This window comes from Streptomonospora nanhaiensis, assembly GCF_013410565.1.
Taxonomy (GTDB): Bacteria; Actinomycetota; Actinomycetes; order Streptosporangiales; family Streptosporangiaceae; genus Streptomonospora; species Streptomonospora nanhaiensis.
On the sequence record NZ_JACCFO010000001.1, the window covers coordinates 2,978,038 to 3,001,329 of the forward strand.

Here is a 23,292-nt window from a genome sequence, read left to right on the forward strand (position 1 = left end):
CCTTAAAGCTTGATCTCGATGTCGACGCCGGCCGGAAGGTCGAGCCGCATGAGCGAGTCGACGGTCTTCGGCGTCGGGTCGATGATGTCGATCAGCCGCTTGTGCGTGCGCATCTCGAAGTGCTCGCGCGAGTCCTTGTACTTGTGCGGCGAGCGGATGACGCAGTAAACGTTCTTCTCCGTCGGCAACGGCACCGGGCCAGCGACGCTCGCGCCAGTCCGCGTCACGGTCTCGACGATCTTGCGAGCCGAGCTGTCGATGACCTCATGGTCATAGGCTTTGAGCCGAATGCGGATCTTCTGTCCCGCCATGGTGGCCTTTTCGTCCTTCGCTTAGTGTCCGTAGAGGCGCGGCGCCGGTGAGATGGCGCCGTGCCCTTCGGGGGCTTGCCCGTGTCTGGCTCTATTCACCTGAGAATCTGCGACAGGGCTGTCCCCTGAGGCGCATCACCGCTACAGAGCCCGATGACGTCGTTCATGTCGGGGGCGGCCGGTCCGTCTCGGCGGTCCGGCCGCCCCCGGGGGCGGTCCCCGCGTTGCCGCGGCGACCGCCCCCGCACGTTCGTGCTACTTGATGATCTTGGTCACTCGGCCGGCGCCGACGGTCCGGCCACCCTCGCGGATGGCGAACCGCAGGCCCTCTTCCATGGCGACCGGCTGGATCAGCTGGACGGTCATCTCGGTGTTGTCACCGGGCATGACCATGTCCGTGCCCTCCGGCAGCGAGACGACGCCGGTGACGTCGGTCGTGCGGAAGTAGAACTGCGGCCGGTAGTTGTTGAAGAAGGGCGTGTGGCGGCCACCCTCGTCCTTGGACAGGATGACGACCTGCGCCTCGAACTCGGTGTGCGGGGTGGTCGTGCCCGGCTTGATGACGACCTGGCCGCGCTCGACGTCCTCGCGCTTGGTGCCGCGCAGGAGCAGGCCGACGTTGTCGCCCGCCTGGCCCTGGTCGAGCAGCTTGCGGAACATCTCCACACCGGTGACGGTGGTGGTCTGCTTCTCTTCCTTGATGCCCACGATGTCAACGGTCTCGTTGACGTTGATGACACCGCGCTCGATGCGGCCGGTGACGACCGTACCGCGACCGGTGATCGAGAAGACGTCCTCGATCGGCATCAGGAAGGGCTTGTCGATGTCGCGCTGCGGCTCGGGGATGTTCTCGTCCACGGCCTTCATCAGCTCAAGGACGGCCTTGCCCCACTCGGGGTCGCCCTCCATGGCCTTGAGCGCCGAGACGCGGACCACCGGGACGTCGTCGCCGGGGAACTCGTACTCGCTGAGCAGCTCGCGGACCTCGAGCTCGACCAGGTCGAAGATCTCCTCGTCGTCGACCATGTCGGCCTTGTTCAGCGCCACGACGATGTAGGGCACGCCGACCTGGCGGGCCAGGAGCACGTGCTCCTTGGTCTGCGGCATCGGGCCGTCGGTGGCGGCCACGACCAGGATCGCGCCGTCCATCTGGGCCGCACCCGTGATCATGTTCTTCACGTAGTCGGCGTGGCCCGGGCAGTCCACGTGCGCGTAGTGGCGGTGCTCGGTCTCGTACTCGACGTGGGCGACGGAGATCGTGATACCGCGCTCGCGCTCCTCGGGAGCGTTGTCGATGTCCTCGAACGGCGTGAACGGGTTCAGCTCCGGGAACGCGTCGTGCAGAACCTTGGTGATCGCGGCGGTAAGGGTGGTCTTACCGTGGTCGATGTGACCGATGGTGCCGATGTTTACGTGCGGCTTGGTCCGCTCGAACTTGGCCTTCGCCACTGGATTTCTCCTAGACGTACAGGTTTGCTAGCTGACTTGATACGTGTCGCGGTTACTCGCCGCGCGCCTTCGCCACAATCTCTTCTGCGACGTTGGACGGGACCTCCGCGTAGGAGTCGAACACCATCGTGTACGTGGCTCGACCCTGCGTACGGCTGCGCAGGTCACCCACGTAGCCGAACATCTCCGACAGGGGCACCTGGGCCTTGACGACCCGTGTCCCGGAGCGCTCGTCCATGGACTGGATCTGACCGCGCCGGCTGTTCAGGTCGCCGATCACGTCGCCCATGTACTCCTCGGGCGTCGTGACCTCGACCGCCATCACCGGCTCCAGCAGAACCGGCTTGGCCTTGCGCGCCGCCTCCTTGAAAGCCATGGAGCCGGCGACCTTGAAGGCGAGTTCGGAGGAGTCGACGTCGTGGTAGGCGCCGTCCTGCAGGGTGACCTTGATCCCCACGAGAGGGTACCCGGCGAGGACACCGAACTCAGCGGCCTCCTGGCAGCCCGCGTCCACCGAGGGGATGTACTCCCGGGGGATGCGGCCGCCGGTGATGTTGTTGACGAACTCGTATCCGGCGGTGTCGCCCTCGCCGTCGGCCATCAGCGGCTCAAGGTCGATCACCACGCGGCCGAACTGGCCCTGGCCACCCGTCTGCTTCTTGTGGGTGTAGTCGACCTTCTCGACTTTCTTGCGGATGGTCTCACGGTAGGCCACCTGCGGACGGCCGATGTTGGCCTCGACCTTGAAGTCGTCGCGCATGCGGTTGACCAGGACCTCCAGGTGCAGCTCGCCCATACCGGAGATCACGGTCTGGCCGGTCTCCTGGTCGGTCGAGACGCGGAAGGACGGGTCTTCGTCGGCCAGCCGCTGGATCGCGATGCCCAGCTTCTCCTGGTCGCTCTTGGTCTTCGGCTCGATGGCGACCTCGATCACCGGGGCCGGGAAGGTCATCGACTCCAGCACGATCGGGTCGGAGGAGTCGCACAGGGTCTCGCCCGTGGTGGTGTCCTTCAGGCCCATGACGGCGACGATGTCGCCGGCGCCCACGCGGCCGATCTCCTCACGCTTGTTGGCGTGCATGCGGTAGATCTTGCCGATGCGCTCCTTGCGGCCCTTCACGCTGTTGAGCACCTGCGTGCCGGCCTCCAGGACACCGGAGTACACGCGCACGTAGGTGAGCTTGCCCAGGTGGGGGTCGCTCATGATCTTGAAGACCAGGGCGGCCAGCGGCTCTTCCTCGCTCGGCCGGCGCTTGAGCACGGTCTCCTCGGTCTCGTCCTTGGGGTCGTGGCCGGTGATGGCCTCGATGTCCAGGGGCGAGGGGAGGTAGGCGACGACCGCGTCCAGCAGCGGCTGCACGCCCTTGTTCTTGAACGCCGTGCCGCACAGCACCGGGATGGCGGTGCCGGCGATGGTGGCGCGCCGGATGGCCGGGACGATCTGCTCCACCGTGGGCTCGACGCCCTCGAGGTAGAGCTCCATGATCTCGTCGTCGGCCTCGGCCAGGGTCTCGATCAGCTTGTCGTGCGCCTCGCGGGCGGCCTCGATGTGGGTGTCGGGGATGTCGACGGTCTCGTACATCTCGCCCAGCGCGGCCTCGTCGCTCCAGACCAGAGCCTTCATGCGCACCAGGTCGATGACGCCCTTGAAGTCCGACTCAGCGCCGATGGGCAGCTGGATCGGCATCGGGTTGGTGTTCAGGCGGTCGGAGAACATGTCGACGCAGCGCTGGAACTCCGCACCGATCTTGTCCATCTTGTTGACGAAGCAGATCCGCGGAACACCGTAGCGGTCGGCCTGGCGCCACACCTGCTCCGACTGGGGCTCGACACCCTCCTTGGCGTCGAAGACCGCGACCGCGCCGTCGAGCACACGCAGCGACCGCTCGACCTCGACCGTGAAGTCGACGTGGCCGGGCGTGTCGATGATGTTGATGGTGTGGTCGTCCCAGTGGGTGGTGGTCGCCGCGGAGGTGATCGTGATCCCCCGCTGCTGCTCCTCCTTCATCCAGTCCATGGTGGCCGCGCCGTCATGGACCTCGCCCAGCTTGTAGTTCACGCCGGTGTAGAAGAGGATGCGCTCGGTGGTCGTGGTCTTACCCGCGTCGATGTGCGCCATGATCCCGATGTTGCGGACCTTGGCAAGGTCAAGAGCAGTGGTAGCCATGAGGGCTCGTCTTCTCTCGGTCTCTCGTATCGATTGGGCCGCGGGGATTACCAGCGGTAGTGGGCGAAGGCCTTGTTGGACTCCGCCATCTTGTGGGTGTCCTCGCGACGCTTGACGCTGGCGCCCAGACCGTTGCTGGCGTCGACCAGCTCGTTCATGAGGCGCTCGGTCATGGTCTTCTCGCGGCGCTGCCGCGAGTAGCTCACGAGCCAGCGAAGAGCGAGGGTGGTGCTGCGGGACGAACGGACCTCGACTGGCACCTGGTAGGTGGCGCCACCGACGCGGCGGCTGCGCACCTCCAGGGCGGGCTTCACGTTGTCCAGCGCACGCTTGAGCACCACGAGGGGGTCCTGGCCGGTCTTCTCGCGGGCGCCCTCAAGAGCGTCGTAGACGATCCCCTGGGCCTTGGAGCGCTTGCCGTCCAGCAGCACCTTGTTGATCAGTGCGGTGACGAGCGGCGATCCGTAGACCGGGTCCGTGATGAGGGGGCGCTTCGGCGCCGGGCCCTTGCGCGGCATGCTTACTTCTCCTTCTTAGCGCCGTAGCGGCTGCGCGCCTGCTTGCGGTTGCGCACACCCTGGGTGTCGAGCGAGCCGCGGACGATCCGGTAGCGGACACCCGGCAGGTCCTTCACACGGCCGCCGCGCACGAGCACGATGGAGTGCTCCTGCAGGTTGTGGCCGATGCCGGGGATGTAGGCCGTGACCTCGATCCCGCTGCTCAGCTTCACACGGGCGACCTTGCGCAGCGCGGAGTTCGGCTTCTTGGGCGTAGTCGTGTAGACACGCGTGCACACACCACGACGCTGCGGACTCCCCTTCAGCGCCGGGGTCTTGTTCTTCGCGACCTTGTCCTGTCGGCCCTTGCGGACTAGCTGCTGGATGGTGGGCACCGCGTCTCCGTGTCTTTCTCGTGACCTACGCCGGTTCTGTTAGCCGATGTGTCGCTATGACCTGCTTGGCTTCCCGTCCTCCCCTACCCCCGCACTCGGGCGTGTCGCGCTCTACCCGATGCATGGCGGAACGAGCAAACCCGACCCTGCGGTCAATTTCTCTGGGAGGAGGTGTCACGCGCCGCGTTCTGCTTTGGCGTCCAAGCCGGTTCGAATACGCGCACGTGCTGACCCGTCGACTCACGGGCACGAAGTTAGAGAGTACCGAAGGCTGAGTAACGGGTCAAAACGGCGACCGCTACCCTCGGTACCCGGCTCCGAAGCCTCATGCTGTCGTAGGTCTCTGTCCATTGTACGGGCTCCGCCGAGTGCTCGCGCGGTGATTACCGGCGGCCCCGCTCCACCTGATCTCGGTGATCTTGCCCGGGCCGGCGGGGCGGCCCGCCGCGCCGCCCGTTCGGGCCCGGCCCCTGCCCCCAACGGCGCGGTGCCCGGCGCGGAGTCCGCGCCGGGCACCGTGCGTGACCGCGGCCGTTCGGAAGGTGGCCGCCCCTCGCGGCGGTGCCGCGGGGGGCGCCGCCTCATCAGGAGAGCACCGTGGTCGCCACGAACACCACCGCCTCGACGACGAACAGCGCGATACCGACCCACGCGGTGATCGTGCCGCCGCGCACCAGGTTGAGCCCCTCCAGTTCGCCGTTGGACCGCTGGATGGCGCGCCGGGCGCGCGGCCCGGTGACCAGCGCCGCGATCGCGGTGAACAGGCCGATCACCGGCACCAGGCCGATGATGCCCAGCCACAGGGTCGCGGCGGCCCCGGGGGCGGTCTCGGGCCAGTAGTCGATGTTGTCGTAGCCGGGGTAGGCGTCGCCGGCCGCCGCGCCGGGCGGGCGGTCGTCGAAGCCGGGGAAGTCGTCGGCGACCGGGTCGCGGCCGGACCGGCCCCGGCGGGTCGGGGCGTCGGCACCGCGCCCGCCGCGGTCGTCGCGGGTGTCGGGGTGGCCCTCGGCCTCGCCGTACTCCCCGTGCCGGCCGTGGTGCCGGTCGCCGTACTCGCCCGCGTACGGCTCCTGGTGGCGGGTGCCGTAGGGGTCGCCGCCGGGCTCGGGCGCCTCGCGGCGGTCGCCGTAGGGGGTGTCGGCGTAGCCCTGCGGCGCCCCGCCGAACTCCCCGCCCTCGCGGTGGCCGCGCGGGTACTCCGCGCCGCCGTCGAGGTAGGGCGAGGGGGCCTCCGGCTCGCGCCGCCAGGGGTCGGCGGGCTCGCCGCGGCCGTGGTCGGTCCCGGGCGCGCCGGTGAAGCCGCCCGGGGGGAACGCCTGGGTGCGGTCGCCGGGCGCGGCCGCCGCCGGGTCGCCGGCGGCGGAGCCGTAGGGCTCGGGCGCGGCGCCGAACGGGTCGCCCGCGCGGTCGGCGGACTCCCGGTCGTAGCCGCCGCCGGGTTCGGCACCGTAGCCGCCCGGGTCGCGCCGGGCGGCGGGGTCCTCGGCGGCCCAGGGGGCGCCGCGGTCGCCGCCGAGCGGGTCGCGCCGCGGCTCGTCGCGCAGGTCGGGGCCCAGTTCGTCGGCGACGGCGGGCATCGCCTGGGTGCTGGGGCCGCCCTCGTCGGCGGGCCGGGGCTCGCGCTCGGACCACCGGGGGGCGCCGGGGTCCTCACCCGGGCGTTCGCCCCGGCGGGACTCGCGCAGGTCGGGGCCCAGTTCGTCGGCGACGGCCGGCACGGCCTGGGTGCCCGGTCCGGGGTCTCCGCCCCAGCCGGGGTCGGCGGCGGAGGCCGGCGGCTCGGGGTCGTCGGAGCGGGCCCGCGCCTGCTGGGCCGCGATGGCGGCGAGCGGGTCGTCGCCGAGGTCGGTCACGGGCGTGCCCGGCCGGGGGCCGGTGTCGGGGCGGCCGCCGGGGGTGCCGGGGGTGTCGCCGCCGGAGCGGAACACCTGGGTGGTGTGCTCGGGCGAGCCGTCGCGGCGCTTGCGCTGGGCCTCGGCCGCCGCCTGGCGGATGTGCTCGGGCAGGCGTTCGTCGTCGCGGCTGAAGGCCCACGTGTTGCCGCTGCCGGTGCCGAGGTCGCCGCCCAGACCGGTGTCGGCGCGCGCGGGGTCGTCGGCGCGGCGGTCGGCTCCGGTGTCGCCGGCCGGAGGGCCGTTGGCGGCCGGGGTGCCCGCGGGCGCGCTGGACTGCCGGTAGCCCGGCGAGGTCGCGCCGAGGTCCTCGTCAGCGGGGATCCGCGAGGAGTAGGGGCGCGACAGCTCGTCGTCGTAGCCGTCGCCGCGCTCGGCGCCGCCCGCGGGCGCGCCGAGGTCGGCCGCCGGCCGCGCACCGGTCTCCCACTGGCCGGTGCCCCACTCCGCCGCCCGACCGGGATCGGCACCCAGCGGGTCGGCGGACTCCCGCCGCTCCTGCCGGGACTCCGGCGCGAGCGGGTCGCCGCCGGAATCCCGCGTCGGAGCGCCGGGGTCGGCGGCGCCGCGGGCGCCGGTGTCCCATGCCGAGGCGGTGCGCTCGGCGCCGGACTCCGGCGAGCGGGGGAACCCGCCGCCGAAGGGGTCGCCGGAGTCGGGCCGCTCGCGGCGGAACGGGTCGGCCTCGGCGCCGCGCTCGGCGCCGCCCGCGGGCGCGCCGAGGTCGGCCGCCGGCCGCGCACCGGTCTCCCACTGGCCGGTGCCCCACTCCGCCGCCCGACCGGGATCGGCACCCAGCGGGTCGGCGGACTCCCGCCGCTCCTGCCGGGACTCCGGCGCGAGCGGGTCGCCGCCGCCCCAGGGGGCCCCGGCACCGGAATCGGTCGCGGAGCGGGGGGCGGGGTCGTCGTGGCGGCCGGGCTCGGCCGCGCCCGAGGGGGCGCCGTACCGGTCGGGCCGGGGCTCGCCCCAGCGGTCGGCGGGGGTGTCGGAGCCCTCGCGTCCGCCGAGCGGGTCGGCGCCGTAGGACGGGCGCTCGCCCGGCGCGCCGGCGGGGCCGCCCAGCGGGTCGGCGTATCCGGGGGTGTCGGCGCGGTGGTCGCGCTCGCCGCCCCGGTCGGTGTCGGTTGGCCGCCGCCACGCGTCGTCGGCGGGGCCGGCCGAGGTCGATCCGCCCAGCGGGTCGGCGCCGTAGGACGGGCGCTCGCCCGGCGCGCCGGCGGGATCGGACGCCGCGGGCGCGGCGCCGGGACGGGTGGTGTCCCACGGCGCCGCGCTGTCGGCGGCGCGGCCGCCGGACAGGGGGTCGGTGGACAGGGGGTCGCCGGCCGCCGGACCGGCGGGGGCGGACCACTCGCGCGCGGGGGCCCCGGGGTCGGTGCGCTCGCCGAAGGCGGGCCCCTCGCCGGCGCCGAAGCGCTCAGCGGGAGCGCCCGGAACCGGGCGGTCGCCGAAGGACGGCCGCTCGGTGTCGGCGGCCGGGGTGCCCCAGGGCCGGGGCCCGGCCTCGCCCGGAGCGGCGGGGCCGCCCCACGGGCGGGGGTCGGTGTCGCCGGGCGCGGGCCGGCCGGTGCCGGCGAAGGGCGCGGTGTCGGGGCCGTCGTCGGCCGCGGGCCGCTGCTCGGCGGGCCGGCCGGGCGCGCCCGCGCCGTCCTGGCCCGGCCACAGCGACTCCGCCGGGCCGGCGGGCGCCTGGGGCGCCTGGTCCGGGCGGCCGCGCACGGTCGAGCCGAAGCCGGGGTAGCCGCCGGTGCCGCCGCCGAGCGCGCTCAGCGGGGAGCCGGGCTCGCCGCCCGGCCGCCCACCGCCCGCGGGCCGGGCGTAGCCGCCCGCGGGGTCGCCGAAGTCGCGGCCCGGGTCGGCGCCGGCCGCCGGGCCCGGCGCCGGGGTGCCCGGCCGGGGCCCGGCCTCGCCCGGAGCGGCGGGGCCGGTGGTGCCGAGGTCGTAGGCGGCCTCAGCGGGCGCGGGCCGGTCGGCCTGCGGCGCCGGGGCGGCGTAGGGCCGGATGGGCGAGGGCGGGTCGCCCGCCGGCGGGCCGGGCGGCGCCAGGGGCGAGCCGCCGAGGTCGCCCAGGGCCGAAGGGTAGGGCTCCGCCATGCCGGGGCGCTCGCCGCTCAGGCCCGGGTACCCCCCGCTGTTGGGGAAGGTCGGGCGGGGCCGCGCGGGCTCCCCCGGCGCCCCGGGCTCCTGGCGGGACGCCTCGGGCGCGGGGCCGCCGGGCGCGCCGCGCCCGGGGTCGCCGCTCTCGGCGCTGTCGCTAAAGGTCTCCTGGTACTGCGCCTGCGACCGGTGTCGGTCGCCGCTCGGCCGGAACCACGATTCCGTGTTCTCCTGCCGGGCGCCGTGTTCGTCGTCGGACGGCACGTACCGCTGTCCCCCGTTGTCCGTCACTGTCTTCGATCTCCCGACCGCGCGTGCGCGCTGATGTCTCCATCCGCATACGAGTATGCCGAGGGTGAACGACGAACGGCGGCAGTCCACTCCAAAAGGGAGTGGACCACCGCCGCTGCTTCGTCAAGCAATCGATGTCACCGATTGACTCTTCAGGTCACCTGTTGTAGGGACCGAAGTCGTACTCCTCCAGCGGGACGGCCTCGCCCGACCCCTGGCCGAAGGTGTACTCGCTGGGCTCCTCGTAGCCCGCCACCGAGTACATGGACGCCTTGGCCTCCTCGGTCGGCTCCACCCGGATGTTGCGGTACTGCGGCATGCCGGTACCGGCGGGGATGAGCTTACCGATGATGACGTTCTCCTTGAGACCGACCAGGGGGTCGCTCTTGCCGTGGATGGCGTTCTCGGTGAGGACCCGGGTGGTCTCCTGGAAGGAGGCCGCCGACAGCCACGACTCCGTGGCGAGCGAGGCCTTGGTGATACCGAGCAGCACGGGGCGGCCGGCCGCCGGCTGGCCGCCTTCGGCCACCACGCGGCGGTTGATCGCCTCGAACTTGGGCCGCTCGACCATCTCGCCGGGCAGCAGCTCGGTGTCGCCGGACTCCAGGATGTTCACCCGCTTGAGCATCTGCCGCACGATGATCTCGATGTGCTTGTCGTGGATCGAGACACCCTGCGACTTGTAGACCTCCTGCACCTCCGACACCAGGTGCTGCTGCACGGCCCGCGGGCCCTGGATGCGCAGCACCTCGTGCGGGTTGATGGCGCCCTGGATCAGCTGCTGGCCGACCTTGACGTGGTCGCCCTCGCCCACGAGGAGCTGGGCCCGCATCGGGACCGGGTAGGCGATCTCGTCGGAGCCGTCGTCGGGCACCAGGATGATCTTGCGGCTCTTCTCGGTGTCCTCGATGCGGATCCGGCCGTCCAGCTCGCTGATCGGGGCCACACCCTTGGGGATGCGGGCCTCGAACAGCTCGGTCACACGCGGCAGACCGTGGGTGATGTCCTGGCCGGCCGAACCGCCCATGTGGAAGGTCCGCATGGTCAGCTGGGTGCCGGGCTCACCGATGGACTGCGCCGCGATGATGCCGATGGCCTCGCCGACGTCCACCGGCTTGCCGGTGGCCATGGAGCGGCCGTAGCAGGTGCTGCAGACGCCGATCTTGGCCTCGCAGGTGAGCGAGCTGCGCACGCGCACCCGCTCCACCCCGTTGGCGACCAGCTTGTCGATGACCGCCTCGGAGGTGTCGGTGAGCGCCGGGACGACGACCTTGCCGTCGACCACGACGTCCTCGGCGATGGTGCGGCCGAAGCCGGTGTTCTCGACGTTGTGCTTGCGCACCACCACGCCGGCGGCGTTCTTCTCGCCGACCTCCTGCCACAGCGAGCGGTCGGTGCCGCAGTCGATCTCGCGGACGATGACGTCCTGGGCGACGTCGACCAGGCGCCGGGTGAGGTACCCGGAGTCGGCCGTGCGCAGCGCGGTGTCGGCCAGACCCTTGCGCTGGCCGTGCGTGGAGATGAAGTACTCCAGCACGGACAGGCCCTCGCGGTAGGAGGACTTGATCGGCCGCGGGATGGTCTCGCCCTTGGTGTTGGAGACCAGGCCGCGGATACCGGCGATCTGGCGGACCTGCATCGGGTTGCCTCGGGCACCGGAGTTCACCATCATCCACACCGGGTTGTCGGCGGGAGCGTTGTCCTCCATGTCCTTGGCGACCTCGTTGGTCGCCTTGGTCCAGATCTCCGTCAGCTCCTGGCGGCGCTCGTCGTCGGTGATCAGACCGCGGTCGTACTCGCGCTGGATCTTGTCGGCCTGCCGCTCGTAGCCCTCCAGGATCTCCTCCTTGCGCGGCGGCGCGAGGACGTCGGAGATGCCGATGGTGAGACCGGACCGGGTGGCCCAGTGGTACCCGGCGTCCTTGAGCGCGTCGAGGGTGGAGGCGACGTGCACCTTCGGGTAGTTCTCGGCGAGCTCGTTGACCAGGGCCGACACCTGCTTCTTGCCGACCTGGTAGTTGACGAACGGGTAGTCCGAGGGCGTGGTCTCGTTGAAGAGGTACCGGCCCAGGGTGGTCTCCAGCACGTAGGGCCGGCCCGGCTCGTGGCCCTCGGGCGCGACCCAGTCGCGCGGCGGCGGGACGTCGCCCTCGACGCGCAGCTTGATCTTGGCCTGGAGGTCCAGCTCGCCCAGGTCGTAGGCCATGATGGCCTCGGCCGGGGTGCGGTAGGCCCGGCCCTCGCCCTTCGCGCCCTCCTTGAGGGTGGTCAGGTAGTACAGGCCGATGATCATGTCCTGGGTGGGCATGGTCACGGGCTTGCCGTCGGAGGGCTTGAGGATGTTGTTGGTGGCCAGCATCAGCAGCCGCGCCTCGGCCTGGGCCTCGGCGGACAGCGGCAGGTGGACCGCCATCTGGTCGCCGTCGAAGTCGGCGTTGAAGGCGGTGCAGACCAGCGGGTGGATCTGGATGGCCTTGCCCTCGACCAGCTGCGGCTCGAACGCCTGGATGCCCAGCCGGTGCAGGGTCGGCGCGCGGTTCAGCAGCACCGGGTGCTCGGTGATGACCTCTTCAAGGACGTCCCACACCACGGGGCGGGACCGCTCCACCATCCGCTTGGCGCTCTTGATGTTCTGCGCGTGGTTCAGGTCGACCAGGCGCTTCATCACGAACGGCTTGAACAGCTCCAGCGCCATCTGCTTGGGCAGGCCGCACTGGTGCAGCTTGAGCTGCGGGCCGACCACGATGACCGAACGGCCGGAGTAGTCGACGCGCTTGCCCAGCAGGTTCTGCCGGAACCGGCCCTGCTTGCCCTTGAGCATGTCCGAGAGCGACTTCAGCGGGCGGTTGCCCGGACCGGTGACCGGCCGGCCGCGGCGGCCGTTGTCGAACAGCGCGTCGACGGCCTCCTGCAGCATCCGCTTCTCGTTGTTGACGATGATCTCGGGCGCGCCGAGGTCCAGCAGCCGCTTGAGGCGGTTGTTGCGGTTGATGACCCGGCGGTAGAGGTCGTTCAGGTCGGAGGTGGCGAACCGGCCGCCGTCGAGCTGCACCATGGGGCGCAGGTCCGGCGGGATGACCGGGATGCAGTCCAGCACCATGCCCATGGGGCTGTTGCGGGTGTTGAGGAACGCCGAGACCACCTTGAGCCGCTTGAGGGCGCGGGCCTTCTTCTGGCCCTTGCCGCTGCGGATGGTCTCGCGCAGCCGCTCGGCCTCGGCGTCGAGGTCGAAGTTGGCCAGGCGCTCCTGGATGGCCTGGGCGCCCATGCCGCCGCGGAAGTACTTGCCGAAGCGGTCCCGCATCTCGCGGTAGAGCATCTCGTCGCCCTCGAGGTCCTGGACCTTGAGGTTCTTGAACCGGTTCCAGACCTCTTCGAGGCGGTCGATCTCGCGCTGCACGCGGTCGCGGATCTGCCGCATCTCGCGCTCGGCGGACTCGCGGACCTTGCGGCGGGCGTCGCCCTTGGCGCCCTGCTCCTCCAGCTCGGCGAGGTCGGCCTCAAGCTTCTTGTGGCGCTCCTCGACGGCGGAGTCGCGGCGCTGCTCCAGGTGCTGGCGCTCCACGGAGATGCGGGCCTCCAGGGACTGGAGGTCGCGCTCGCGGGCCTCGGTGTCGACCCAGGTGACCATGTACGCGGCGAAGTAGATGATCTTTTCGAGATCCTTCGGCGCGAGGTCCAGCAGGTAGCCCAGGCGGCTGGGCACGCCCTTGAAGTACCAGATGTGGGTCACGGGCGCGGCCAGCTCGATGTGGCCCATGCGCTCGCGCCGGACCTTGGCCCGGGTGACCTCGACACCGCAGCGCTCGCAGATGATGCCCTTGAAGCGGACCCGCTTGTACTTACCGCAGTAGCACTCCCAGTCGCGGGTGGGGCCGAAGATCTTCTCGCAGAAGAGCCCGTCCTTTTCCGGCTTGAGGGTGCGGTAGTTGATGGTTTCCGGCTTCTTGACCTCGCCGTGGGACCACTGGCGGATGTCGTCAGCGGTCGCGAGGCCAATTCGCAGCTCGTCGAAGAAGTTGACGTCGAGCACTTAATTCGTCCCCTGCTCTTGAAGATCGCGGAAGTTAGACCTCTTCGACACTGCTCGGCTCGCGCCGCCCCAGGTCGATTCCCAGCTCTTCTGCCGCACGGAAGACGTCCTCGTCCGTATCCCGCATCTCGATGGACATACCGTCACTGGACAGCACCTCCACATTCAGACAGAGCGACTGCATCTCCTTGATGAGCACCTTGAACGACTCGGGGATGCCCGGCTCGGGGATGTTCTCGCCCTTGACGATCGCCTCGTAGACCTTCACCCGGCCGAGCACGTCGTCGGACTTGATGGTGAGCAGCTCCTGCAGGGCGTAGGCCGCGCCGTACGCCTCCAGGGCCCACACCTCCATCTCGCCGAAGCGCTGCCCGCCGAACTGCGCCTTACCGCCCAGCGGCTGCTGGGTGATCATCGAGTACGGGCCGGTGGAGCGCGCGTGGATCTTGTCGTCCACGAGGTGGTGGAGCTTGAGGAAGTAGGTGTAGCCGACCGCGATCGGCTCGGCGAACGGCTCGCCCGTGCGGCCGTCGAAGAGCCGGGCCTTGCCGAACTCGTTCACCAGCCGGGTGCCGTCCTCGGTGGGCAGGCTGGAGGCCAGCAGACCGCCGATCTCGTCCTCGCGCAGGCCGTCGAAGACCGGGGTGGCGACCTTCGTGCCCGGCGGGATGTCGGCGGCGCCGATCTCGTGCATGGCCTGCTTCCACGGCTCGTCGTCGCCTTCGACGCGCCAGCCGTTCTTTGCCAGCCAGCCCAGGTGGATCTCCAGGATCTGCCCGACGTTCATGCGGCCGGGCACGCCCAGCGGGTTCAGCACGATGTCGACGGGGGTGCCGTCCTCCATGAACGGCATGTCCTCCTGCGGCAGGATCTTGGCGATGACGCCCTTGTTGCCGTGGCGGCCGGCCAGCTTGTCGCCGTCGGTGATCTTGCGCTTCTGCGCGACGTAGACGCGCACCAGCTCGTTGACACCGGGCGGCAGCTCGTCGCCGTCCTCGCGGCTGAAGACGCGCACGCCGATGACCTTGCCGGACTCGCCGTGGGGCACCTTCAGCGAGGTGTCGCGGACCTCGCGGGCCTTCTCGCCGAAGATGGCGCGCAGCAGGCGCTCCTCGGGGGTCAGCTCGGTCTCGCCCTTGGGCGTGACCTTGCCCACGAGGATGTCGCCGTCGATGACCTCGGCGCCGATGCGGATGATGCCGCGGTCGTCGAGGTCGGCCAGGACCTCCTCGCTGACGTTGGGGATCTCGCGGGTGATCTCCTCGGGGCCCAGCTTGGTGTCGCGGGCGTCGACCTCGTGCTCCTCGATGTGGATCGAGGAGAGGACGTCGTCCTGGACCAGCCGCTGGGACAGCACGATGGCGTCCTCGTAGTTGTGGCCCTCCCAGGACATGTACGCCACGAGCAGGTTCTTGCCCAGCGACATCTCGCCCTTGTCGGTGGAGGGGCCGTCGGCGAGGACCTGGTTCTCCTCGACGCGCTGGCCCTCGTCCACGATGGGGCGCTGGTTGAAGCAGGTGCCCTGGTTGCTGCGGCGGAACTTGCCGAGCCGGTAGGTCTTGCGGGTGCCGTCGTCGGCCATCACGGTGATGTAGTCGCCCGTGACGTCCTCGACGACACCGGCCTTCTCGGCCAGGATGACGTCGCCGGCGTCGGTGGCCGCGCGGTACTCCATGCCGGTGCCCACCAGCGGGGCCTCGGCGCGCAGCAGCGGCACCGCCTGGCGCTGCATGTTGGAGCCCATCAGGGCGCGGTTGGCGTCGTCGTGCTCCAGGAACGGGATCATGGCCGTGGCCACCGACACCATCTGGCGCGGCGAGACGTCCATGTACTCGACCTCGCTCGCGGCGACGGCCTCGAACTCCCCGCCCTTGCGGCGGACCAGCACGCGCGACTCGGTGAAGGCGCCGTCGGGGCCGACAGGCGTGTTGGCCTGGGCGATGACGAAGCGGTCCTCCTCGTCGGCGGTGAGGTAGACGACCTCGTCGGTGATGCGGCCGTCGACGACCTTGCGGTAGGGGGTCTCGATGAAGCCGAAGGAGTTGACGCGGGCGTAGCCGGCCAGCGAGCCGATCAGGCCGATGTTGGGGCCTTCAGGGGTCTCGATGGGGCACATGCGCCCGTAGTGCGACGGGTGGACGTCGCGGACCTCGAACCCCGCGCGCTCACGGGACAGACCGCCCGGGCCCAGCGCCGAGAGGCGGCGCTTGTTGGTCAGGCCCGCCAGCGGGTTGGTCTGGTCCATGAACTGCGACATCTGGCTGGTGCCGAAGAACTCCTTGATGGAGGCAACGACCGGCCGGATGTTGATCAGGGTCTGCGGCGTGATGGCCTCGACGTCCTGGGTGGTCATGCGCTCGCGGACCACGCGCTCCATGCGCGCCAGGCCCAGGCGGACCTGGTTCTGGATCAGCTCGCCGACGGTGCGCACGCGGCGGTTGCCGAAGTGGTCGATGTCGTCGGTCTCGATCGGCCGCGGGCCCAGGGGGGTCTGCAGCTCGGTCTCGCCGGCGTGCAGGCGGACCAGGTAGTCGATCGTGGCGACGATGTCGTCCTCGGTCAGCGTGCCCTGGGTGAACTCGGCCTCAAGCCCCAGCTTCTTGTTGATCTTGTAGCGGCCGACCTTGGCGAGGTCGTAGCGCTTGGGGTTGAAGTAGAGGTTCTCCAGCAGCGCCTGCGCGGACTCCTTGGTCGGCGGCTCGCCCGGGCGCAGCTTGCGGTAGATGTCCAGCAGCGCGTCGTCGGTGCCCGCGGTGGGGTCCTTCTCCAGCGTGTTGCGGATGGACTCGTAGGCCCCGAAGCGCTCCAGGATCTGGTCGGTGGTCCAGCCCAGCGCCTTGAGCAGGACGGTGACGCCCTGCTTGCGCTTGCGGTCGATGCGGACGCCGACGAAGTCGCGCTTGTCGACCTCGAACTCCAGCCACGCACCGCGCGAGGGGATGACCTTGCAGCCGTAGAGGTCCTTGTCGGAGGTCTTGTCGACCTGCCGGTCGAAGTACACGCCCGGGGAGCGGACCAGCTGCGACACCACGACGCGCTCGGTGCCGTTGACGATGAACGTGCCCTTGACGGTCATGAGCGGGAAGTCGCCCATGAAGACCGTCTGGCTCTTGATCTCACCGGTGTCGTTGTTGATGAACTCCGCCGTGACGAACATCGGGGCGGAGTAGGTCATGTCCTTGTCCTTGCACTCCTCTTCGGAGTACTTGGGCGGCTCGAACCGGTGGTCGCGGAACGAGAGCGACATCGTGCCGGAGAAGTCCTCGATGGGACTGATCTCCTCGAAGATCTCTTCGAGACCGGACTGCTCCGGAACGTCCTTGCGGCCGGCGTTACGAGCCGCCTCGACTCGGGCCCGCCACTTCTCGTTGCCGAGCAGCCAGTCGAACGACTCGGTCTGCAGGGCCAGAAGGTTCGGGACTTCGAGTGGTTCCTGAATGCGGGCGAAGGAAACGCGGTTCGGACCAAGGGCGTTAGCGGAGGCGTTGCGCGAGGCTGCCAACAGGGGTCCTTCCGAAGGCTTGTGGCGGTTGATGCGCGCGCACGCCGGACGATCCGTAACTGTCAGGTCGAAGACCCGCCGACGTGGGATCGGTCGGGTCTCGTGTGAGACGTACAGTGGGGTCCGGAAAGCCCGAGAAACCTCGGAATCCGGACGCGGAGCACGGACACCGGCACACGGATCGCCAATGGGCAGCGCAAAAGGGCAGTGTAGCCGAATACTACACCGCTGTCCAACCACAGCCCCCGGAGTCAGTCACGACACCACGCAGCATCGCCCCAACGGCCGGATCCGTCAAGCCCGAGTCCGGGGCTGCGGCCCATTCCAGCGCCGTGAGAGGTCCCACAGCGGATACGGGGTGTGAGAGCCCCGACAAGCGGGAAAGTATCTTCGACCCCCGGTCCGGCAGAGTGATTCCGCGGCGCCCCGCGGCGCCCGCCTCCCAGCCGCGCCGGGCGCCTTTCCCGATGCCCGCTCGCCCCCGGGCGGCTCCGCGCCGCCCTGCGGGCTCCGCGCGCCTCCCGCTCCCCCACTCTCGCACGGCCCCCGGGCCGCCGCGCACGGGCCACGCCGGGGCGCCCGCCCGCCGCCCTCAGCCCGCGCCCGCCCAGACCCGCCGCGCACGAGCGCGGGGGCCGCGCGGCGCCCGGGCACGGCGCGTACCCGGGCGCGCCCCGGACACGGCGGAGGGCGGCCACCCCGCGCGGGATGACCGCCCTCCAGAGCCGGTCCGTCCGGATCCGCTCACGCGGTCCGGACAGGGGGCCTACTTCAGGGTGACGGTGGCGCCGGCGCCTTCAAGGGTCTCCTTGGCCTTCTCCGCGGTCTCCTTGTTCACGCCCTCCAGCAGCGGCTTGGGGGCGTTGTCGACCAGGTCCTTGGCCTCCTTGAGGCCCAGGCTGGTGAGGCTGCGGACCTCCTTGATGACCTGGATCTTCTTGTCGCCGGCGGCCTCGAGGATGACGTCGAACTCGTCCTTCTCGGGCTCCTCCTCGCCGCCGGCGGCGCCGGCGCCGGCGGCGGGGGCGGCCATCATCGCGGCCGGGGCGGCGGCGGTGACGTCGAACTTGCTCTCGAACTCCTTGACGAACTCGGACAGCTCGAGAAGGGTCATCTCCTCGAAGGCGCTGAGCAGCTCTTCGGTGCTGAGCTTCGCCATGATCGCGATCTCTCTTTCTCTTCCGGCACGTGCGCCGGGCGGCGCCGTGCCGAGCGTGGGGACACCGGCGCGGGCACGCCGGCGGGTCGGGTGGTGTTCCTAGCCCTCTTCGGAGCGCTTGTCGGCCAGCGCCTGAGCGAGCCGCACGGCCTTGGAGGGCAGTGCCTGGAACAGCGCGGCGGCCTGGCCCTGCTTGGCCTTCAGCGCACCGGCCAGCTTCGCGAGGAGAACCTCGCGGGACTCAAGGTCGGCCAGCTGGGTGATCTGCTCGGGGGTCATCGCACGGCCGTCGATGACACCGCCCTTGATCACCAGGGGCGCGTTCGCCTTCGAGAAGTCACGCAGGCCCTTGGCGGCCTCGACCACGTCCCCGCGGACGAAGGCGATGGCCGAGGGGCCCTCGAACAGGTCCATGACCTGGTCGTCCAGACCGGCCTCGGTGGCCGCGATCTTGCTCAGCGTGTTCTTGACGATGCGGAAGCGCGCGTTCTGGCCGAGGCTGCGGCGCAGTTCGGTGATCTGCGCGACGCTGAGCCCCCGGTATTCGGTCAGCACGGCGCCCTGAGAGCTCTGGAACTCCTCCGTGAGCTCGGCGACCGCGGCGACCTTGTCCGGCCTCGCCATGGGACTCCTTCCAACTGTGATCACCGGTCGTGAAGGCCGACGCGAAGGGAGGGGCGCGAGGCAGCAAAAAAGCCCCGGCGCAGGGCACGGGGCGCGGTCGGGCCGCACCCGCCAACGGCGGATCGGCCACCACATCGTCGTACACCTGCGCGGGCCGCCCATTCGCATGGGTCCTTCGGCCACCCTTCGGGTGGCGACCGGCGGTCTTCGGCGTCCTCCATCCTAGCCGAAGTACAGTACCCGCGCGAACGGCCCCGGAAACTCCCCTCCGGCCCGCCCCGCGCGGTGGCCCCGGGCGCCCCCGCACAACCCCTGGAACGGCCGCGGCGCCCCGGTCCTGAAGGACCGGGGCGCCGCGGCGCGTGGTGTCCCGCCGGCGGGCCGGCGCGTCAGCCGACCGCCGTCAGGCGGCGACGGGCCGGGTGACGTTGGGGTCGACCGGGATGCCGGGGCCCATCGTGGTGGTCAGCGTGGCCTTCTTGATGTAGCGGCCCTTGGCGGCGGCCGGCTTGAGGCGCAGCACCTCGTCCAGCGCGGCGCTGTAGTTCTCGACCAGCTGGTCCTCGGAGAACGACAGCTTGCCGATGATGAAGTGCAGGTTGCCGTGCCGGTCGACACGGAACTCGATCTTGCCGCCCTTGATGTCGGTCACGGCCTTGGCGACATCGGGGGTGACGGTGCCGGTCTTGGGGTTGGGCATGAGGCCGCGCGGGCCCAGGACCCGGCCCAGGCGGCCGACCTTGCCCATGAGGTCGGGGGTGGCCACGACCGCGTCGAAGTCCAGGAAGCCCTTCTGGATCTCCTCGACCAGGTCGTCGTCGCCGACGAAGTCGGCGCCCGCCTCGCGCGCCTGCTCGGCACGCTCACCGGTGGCGAAGACCAGGACCCGGGCGGTCTTGCCGGTGCCGTGCGGCAGGTTGACGGTGCCGCGCACCATCTGGTCGGCCTTGCGGGGGTCCACGCCCAGCCGCAGGGCGACCTCGACGGTCGCGTCGAACTTCACGACGCTGGTCTCCTTGGCGAGCTTGACGGCCTCGACGGGCGCGTAGAGCTTGCTGCGGTCGACCAGGTCGCTGGCCTTGCGGTAGTTCTTGCTGCGCTTCACGTACTTCTCCTGACGAGAGCTGTGGTGAGGGCCAGCGCCTGGCCCTGCCACGGTTGGCGGGGGCGGCCGGTGTGCGGCCGGAGGACTACTTGACCTCGATGCCCATGGAGCGGGCGGTGCCGGCGACGATCTTGGCGGCGGCCTCGATGTCGTCGGTGTTGAGGTCGGGCAGCTTGGTCTGCGCGATCTCGCGGACCTGGTCCATGGTCACCGAGCCGACCACCTGGCGGCTGGGGTCCGTGCTGCCCTTGTCCAGGCCGGCGGCCTTGAGGATCAGCTTGGGCGCCGGCGGCGTCTTGGTGACGAAGCTGAAGGAGCGGTCCTCGTAGATGGTGATCTCGACGGGGATGACGCTTCCGCGCTGGGCCTCGGTCGCAGCGTTGTACTGCTTGCAGAAGTCCATGATGTTGACGCCGTGCGGACCGAGCGCGGTACCGACGGGCGGCGCCGGGGTCGCCTGGCCGGCGGGCAGCTGCACCTTGACCAGGGCGGCGATCTTCTTCTTCGGAGGCATATCGGGTCCTTTGCCTGATCTGCTGTGTGTGCTGGATCCCGGTGTGGGTGCCAGAGGCGCACCGGACTGCGCGGTGCGCGCGGCGTCCGCGCCGAGGCGGGGGCCACGCCCGCGCCGGGATCCGCGCACAGGCGTGGAAGCGCCCCGGGTGCCGGGGCGCGACGGGTCGGCTCCGCGAACGGGCCAACCCGTCAAGTCTACGCGCCGCCGTGAAGCGGCGGACCGGCCCCGACCGCCGGGCGGCGGCGGGACCGGCTGCGGATCCGCTGGATCCCTAGATCTTGGAGACCTGGTTGAACGCCAGCTCGACCGGGGTCTCGCGGCCGAAGATCGACACCAGCACCTTGAGCTTCTGGGTGTCGGGGTTGATCTCGCTGACCGTGGCGGGCAGCGTGGCGAACGGGCCCTCCATGACGGTGACGGACTCGCCGACCTCGTAGGCGACGTCGGAGCGGGCCTCGGCCTTCTCCTTGCGCTCCTGCTCGGGCAGCTCCTCGGGCTCGGGCGCCAGCAGGTCGGCGACCTCCTGGAGGCTCAGCGGGGCGGGCCGGTTGGACAGCCCCACGAACCCGGTGACCCCGGGGGTGTTGCGGATGGCGGCCCAGGACTCGTCGGTCAGCTCCATGCGCACCAGCACGTAGCCGGGCAGGACCTTCTCGGTGACCTGCTGCCGCTTGCCGCTCTTGACCTCGGTGACCTCCTGGGTGGGCACCTCGACCTGGAAGATGTACTCCTCCATGTTGAGCGACTGGGTGCGGCTCTCGACGTTGGCCTTCACGCGGTTCTCGTAACCGGCGTAGGTGTGCACGACGTACCAGTCGCCGGGAAGCAGCAGCAGCTCCTGCTTGAACTCCTCGACGGGGTCGACGCGCGGCGCCTCCTCGGCCTCGGTGTCGTCCGCGGCCTCGCCGGCCTCGGTCTCGTCGTCGGCGCCGGCCTCCAGGCCGGCCGCGGGCTCGTCGCCCTCGGCGGCCTCGGCCTCGGGGGCCCGAGGCTCCTCGGCGGGCTCCGCGTACTCGGCGCGCCGGCCGGCGTCATCCTCCGACGACTGATCCTGCTCCTCGTAGGGGAGGTCGCCAGGGGTCAGTGGGGACTCGGACACGGCTGCTCTTTCTCTCGTCGGTTACGCGCTGCCGAAGGCGCGGCAGGGTGCCGCGCCGACGCAGGTTACTGCCAGCTTACGGGCTCGGTGGACGAGCCGGGACCAGGAGAGGGCCGCGCCGCTACTGCGGGGCGCCCGCCGCGGGGTCCGGGCTGAACTGGCCGTAGAGCCAGGTGACGGCCTCGCCGAAGCCGAAGTCCAGCAGCGAGACGTAACCGACCATGATGAGGACGAACACGATGACGACGATCGTGTAGGTGATCAGCTCGCGGCGCGTGGGCCAGCGGACCTTGCGGAGTTCGCCGACGACCTCCTTGGTGAAGGTCACCGGACCCGTGCGACGCTTGCGCTCCTTCTCCGGCTTTGCGTCGGCGTCAGTCTGTGTCACCTGAAGGTCCTTAGGAGTCGGTTCGGCTGACCTGCTTCCGGCGGAAACTGCCTCGTTCTGTGGGTAAGACCCAGTGTCCTTGCAGGGCAGGAGGGACTCGAACCCCCAACCGCCGGTTTTGGAGACCGGTGCTCTACCAATTGAGCCACTGCCCTTCGCGGGTACCGCGTACGCCGGTTACCCCACCATAGCCGCTGACCGCGACCGCGCGCACCGCACAGCGAGCCGGTGCCGCGGCTGGGGTCCCAGACCATCGGCTGGACGAGTCTATGCCCTATCGGGGCCGCGGACCAACCCGGATTCCCGGGGCGCCGCCCGCCTCCCGCGCGGATAAGGAGTGGCGGCCACGTGCAAGCATGGGGAACATGACTGACCGACCTCGTATCTCCGCACGTATCGGCGGCATCTCCGAGTCGGCGACCCTCGCCGTCGACGCCAAGGCCAAGGCCATGAAGGCGGCGGGGCGCCCCGTGATCGGCTTCGGCGCCGGGGAACCCGACTTCCCCACCCCCGACTACATCGTCGAGGCGGCGGTGAAGGCCGCCCGCGAGCCCCGCTTCCACCGCTACACGCCCGCCGGCGGGCTGCCCGAGCTGAAGGAGGCGCTGGCGGCCAAGACGCTGCGCGACTCCGGCTACCGCGTGGAGCCCGCCCAGATCCTGGTCACCAACGGCGGCAAGCAGGCGATCTACGAGACCTTCGCCACACTGCTGGACCCGGGTGACGAGGTCATCGTCATCGCCCCGTACTGGACGACCTACCCGGAGTCGATCAAGCTGGCCGGCGGCGTGCCGCGCTACGTGGTCACCGACGAGTCCACCGGCTACCTGGCCTCGGTGGCCGACCTGGAGGCGGCGCGCACCGAGCGCACCAAGCTGCTGGTGTTCGTCTCGCCGTCCAACCCCACGGGCGCGGTCTACACCCCCGAGCAGGTCCGCGAGATCGGCCGGTGGGCCGCCGAGCACGGCCTGTGGGTGCTGACCGACGAGATCTACGAGCACCTGGTCTACGGCGACGCGCGCTTCAGCTCGCTGCCGGTGGAGGTGCCCGAGATCGCCGACCGCACGGTGATCGTCAACGGCGTGGCCAAGACCTACGCCATGACGGGCTGGCGCGTGGGGTGGGTGATCGGCCCCAAGGACGTCGTCAAGGCGGCGGGCAACCTCCAGTCGCACGCCACCTCCAACGTCGCCAACGTGTCGCAGGCTGCGGCGCTGGCCGCGGTGTCGGGCGACCTGGCGGCCGTGGCCGAGATGCGCACCGCCTTCGACCGGCGCCGGCGGACCATCGTGCGGATGCTCAACGAGATCCCGGGCGTGCTCTGCCCCGAGCCGCAGGGCGCGTTCTACGCCTACCCCTCGGTCAAGGAGCTGCTGGGCCGGGAGATCCGCGGCCGCCGCCCGCAGACCTCCGCCGAGCTGGCCGAGCTGATTCTGGAGCAGGCCGAGGTCGCGGTGGTGCCCGGCGAGGCGTTCGGCACCCCCGGCTACCTGCGGCTGTCCTACGCGCTGGGCGACTCCGACCTCGCCGAGGGCGTGGGCCGGATCCACAAGCTGATCAGCGAGTCGGAGTGATCCGAAGGCGGGCCGCCGCGCGCGGGGGCCCGCCTATCGCCGCCGGCTCCGCGCGCAGGCGCGCAGCCGAACAGGCGAGCAGGTGAAGGGGCGTCCGCACCGGGCGCCCCTTCGGCGTCCCAGGCCCCGCTGCGCCGGGGGGCTGACTCCCGCGTGCCCCGCGCCACAGGGGTTTTCAGGGGAGGTCCG

At 70.9% G+C, this 23,292-nt stretch carries 15 protein-coding genes and 1 tRNA gene; 1 reads left to right on the top strand and 15 read right to left on the bottom strand.

Translation table 11 applies throughout. The features are described 5' to 3' along the window. Positions 1-2: 2 nt before the first annotated feature. The 15 genes from rpsJ to HNR12_RS12940 form a co-directional block, all read right to left on the bottom strand. Entirely contained in the window at positions 3-311 is a 309-nt protein-coding gene (gene rpsJ, locus HNR12_RS12870) for a 30S ribosomal protein S10 (RefSeq protein WP_017621536.1), read from the bottom strand. 255 nt (positions 312-566) lie between these two features. Further along, the gene (tuf, locus tag HNR12_RS12875; protein ID WP_179767713.1) at positions 567-1,760 is read right to left on the bottom strand and encodes an elongation factor Tu; all 1,194 of its coding nucleotides are present in this window, start codon (positions 1,758-1,760) and stop codon (positions 567-569) included. A gap of 52 nt (positions 1,761-1,812) precedes the next feature. Further along, entirely contained in the window at positions 1,813-3,927 is a 2,115-nt protein-coding gene (gene fusA, locus HNR12_RS12880) for an elongation factor G (RefSeq protein ID WP_179767714.1), read from the bottom strand. A gap of 47 nt (positions 3,928-3,974) precedes the next feature. After that, a complete protein-coding gene (rpsG, locus tag HNR12_RS12885; RefSeq protein WP_179767715.1) occupies positions 3,975-4,445 on the bottom strand; it encodes a 30S ribosomal protein S7 in 471 nt (156 codons plus the stop codon). A 2-nt stretch (positions 4,446-4,447) separates the two neighbouring features. Beyond that, positions 4,448-4,819: a 30S ribosomal protein S12 gene (rpsL, locus tag HNR12_RS12890; protein ID WP_017538026.1), complete on the bottom strand. Its 372-nt coding sequence runs from the start codon at positions 4,817-4,819 to the stop codon at positions 4,448-4,450. A 584-nt stretch (positions 4,820-5,403) separates the two neighbouring features. Then, complete coding sequence (locus HNR12_RS12895; RefSeq protein WP_179767716.1) at positions 5,404-9,075, bottom strand: hypothetical protein; 3,672 nt, start codon at positions 9,073-9,075, stop codon at positions 5,404-5,406. Between the two features lie 184 nt (positions 9,076-9,259). After that, positions 9,260-13,135 (bottom strand): DNA-directed RNA polymerase subunit beta', encoded by a 3,876-nt coding sequence (locus tag HNR12_RS12900; protein ID WP_179767717.1) that lies wholly within the window; start codon positions 13,133-13,135, stop codon positions 9,260-9,262. 34 nt (positions 13,136-13,169) lie between these two features. Further along, positions 13,170-16,637 carry a DNA-directed RNA polymerase subunit beta gene (gene rpoB / locus HNR12_RS12905; RefSeq protein WP_179767718.1) on the bottom strand — a complete coding sequence of 1,156 codons (3,468 nt, stop codon included), beginning with the start codon at positions 16,635-16,637 and terminating at the stop codon, positions 13,170-13,172. A gap of 766 nt (positions 16,638-17,403) precedes the next feature. Then, positions 17,404-17,796: a 50S ribosomal protein L7/L12 gene (gene rplL / locus HNR12_RS12910; RefSeq protein ID WP_179767719.1), complete on the bottom strand. Its 393-nt coding sequence runs from the start codon at positions 17,794-17,796 to the stop codon at positions 17,404-17,406. 99 nt (positions 17,797-17,895) lie between these two features. Further along, positions 17,896-18,420: a 50S ribosomal protein L10 gene (gene rplJ / locus HNR12_RS12915; protein WP_179767720.1), complete on the bottom strand. Its 525-nt coding sequence runs from the start codon at positions 18,418-18,420 to the stop codon at positions 17,896-17,898. A gap of 403 nt (positions 18,421-18,823) precedes the next feature. Beyond that, entirely contained in the window at positions 18,824-19,525 is a 702-nt protein-coding gene (gene rplA / locus HNR12_RS12920; RefSeq protein ID WP_179767721.1) for a 50S ribosomal protein L1, read from the bottom strand. Between the two features lie 85 nt (positions 19,526-19,610). After that, a complete protein-coding gene (gene rplK, locus HNR12_RS12925) occupies positions 19,611-20,039 on the bottom strand; it encodes a 50S ribosomal protein L11 (RefSeq protein ID WP_179767722.1) in 429 nt (142 codons plus the stop codon). Between the two features lie 274 nt (positions 20,040-20,313). Continuing rightward, a complete protein-coding gene (nusG, locus tag HNR12_RS12930; protein ID WP_179767723.1) occupies positions 20,314-21,141 on the bottom strand; it encodes a transcription termination/antitermination protein NusG in 828 nt (275 codons plus the stop codon). 121 nt (positions 21,142-21,262) lie between these two features. Continuing rightward, positions 21,263-21,529: a preprotein translocase subunit SecE gene (gene secE / locus HNR12_RS12935; protein ID WP_179767724.1), complete on the bottom strand. Its 267-nt coding sequence runs from the start codon at positions 21,527-21,529 to the stop codon at positions 21,263-21,265. Positions 21,530-21,611: 82 nt separating this feature from the next. After that, a tRNA-Trp gene (locus HNR12_RS12940) sits at positions 21,612-21,684 on the bottom strand. Positions 21,685-21,894: 210 nt separating this feature from the next. Between HNR12_RS12940 and HNR12_RS12945 the strand changes: the two genes are divergently transcribed. Further along, entirely contained in the window at positions 21,895-23,103 is a 1,209-nt protein-coding gene (locus HNR12_RS12945) for a pyridoxal phosphate-dependent aminotransferase (RefSeq protein WP_179767725.1), read from the top strand. Positions 23,104-23,292 lie beyond the last annotated feature (189 nt).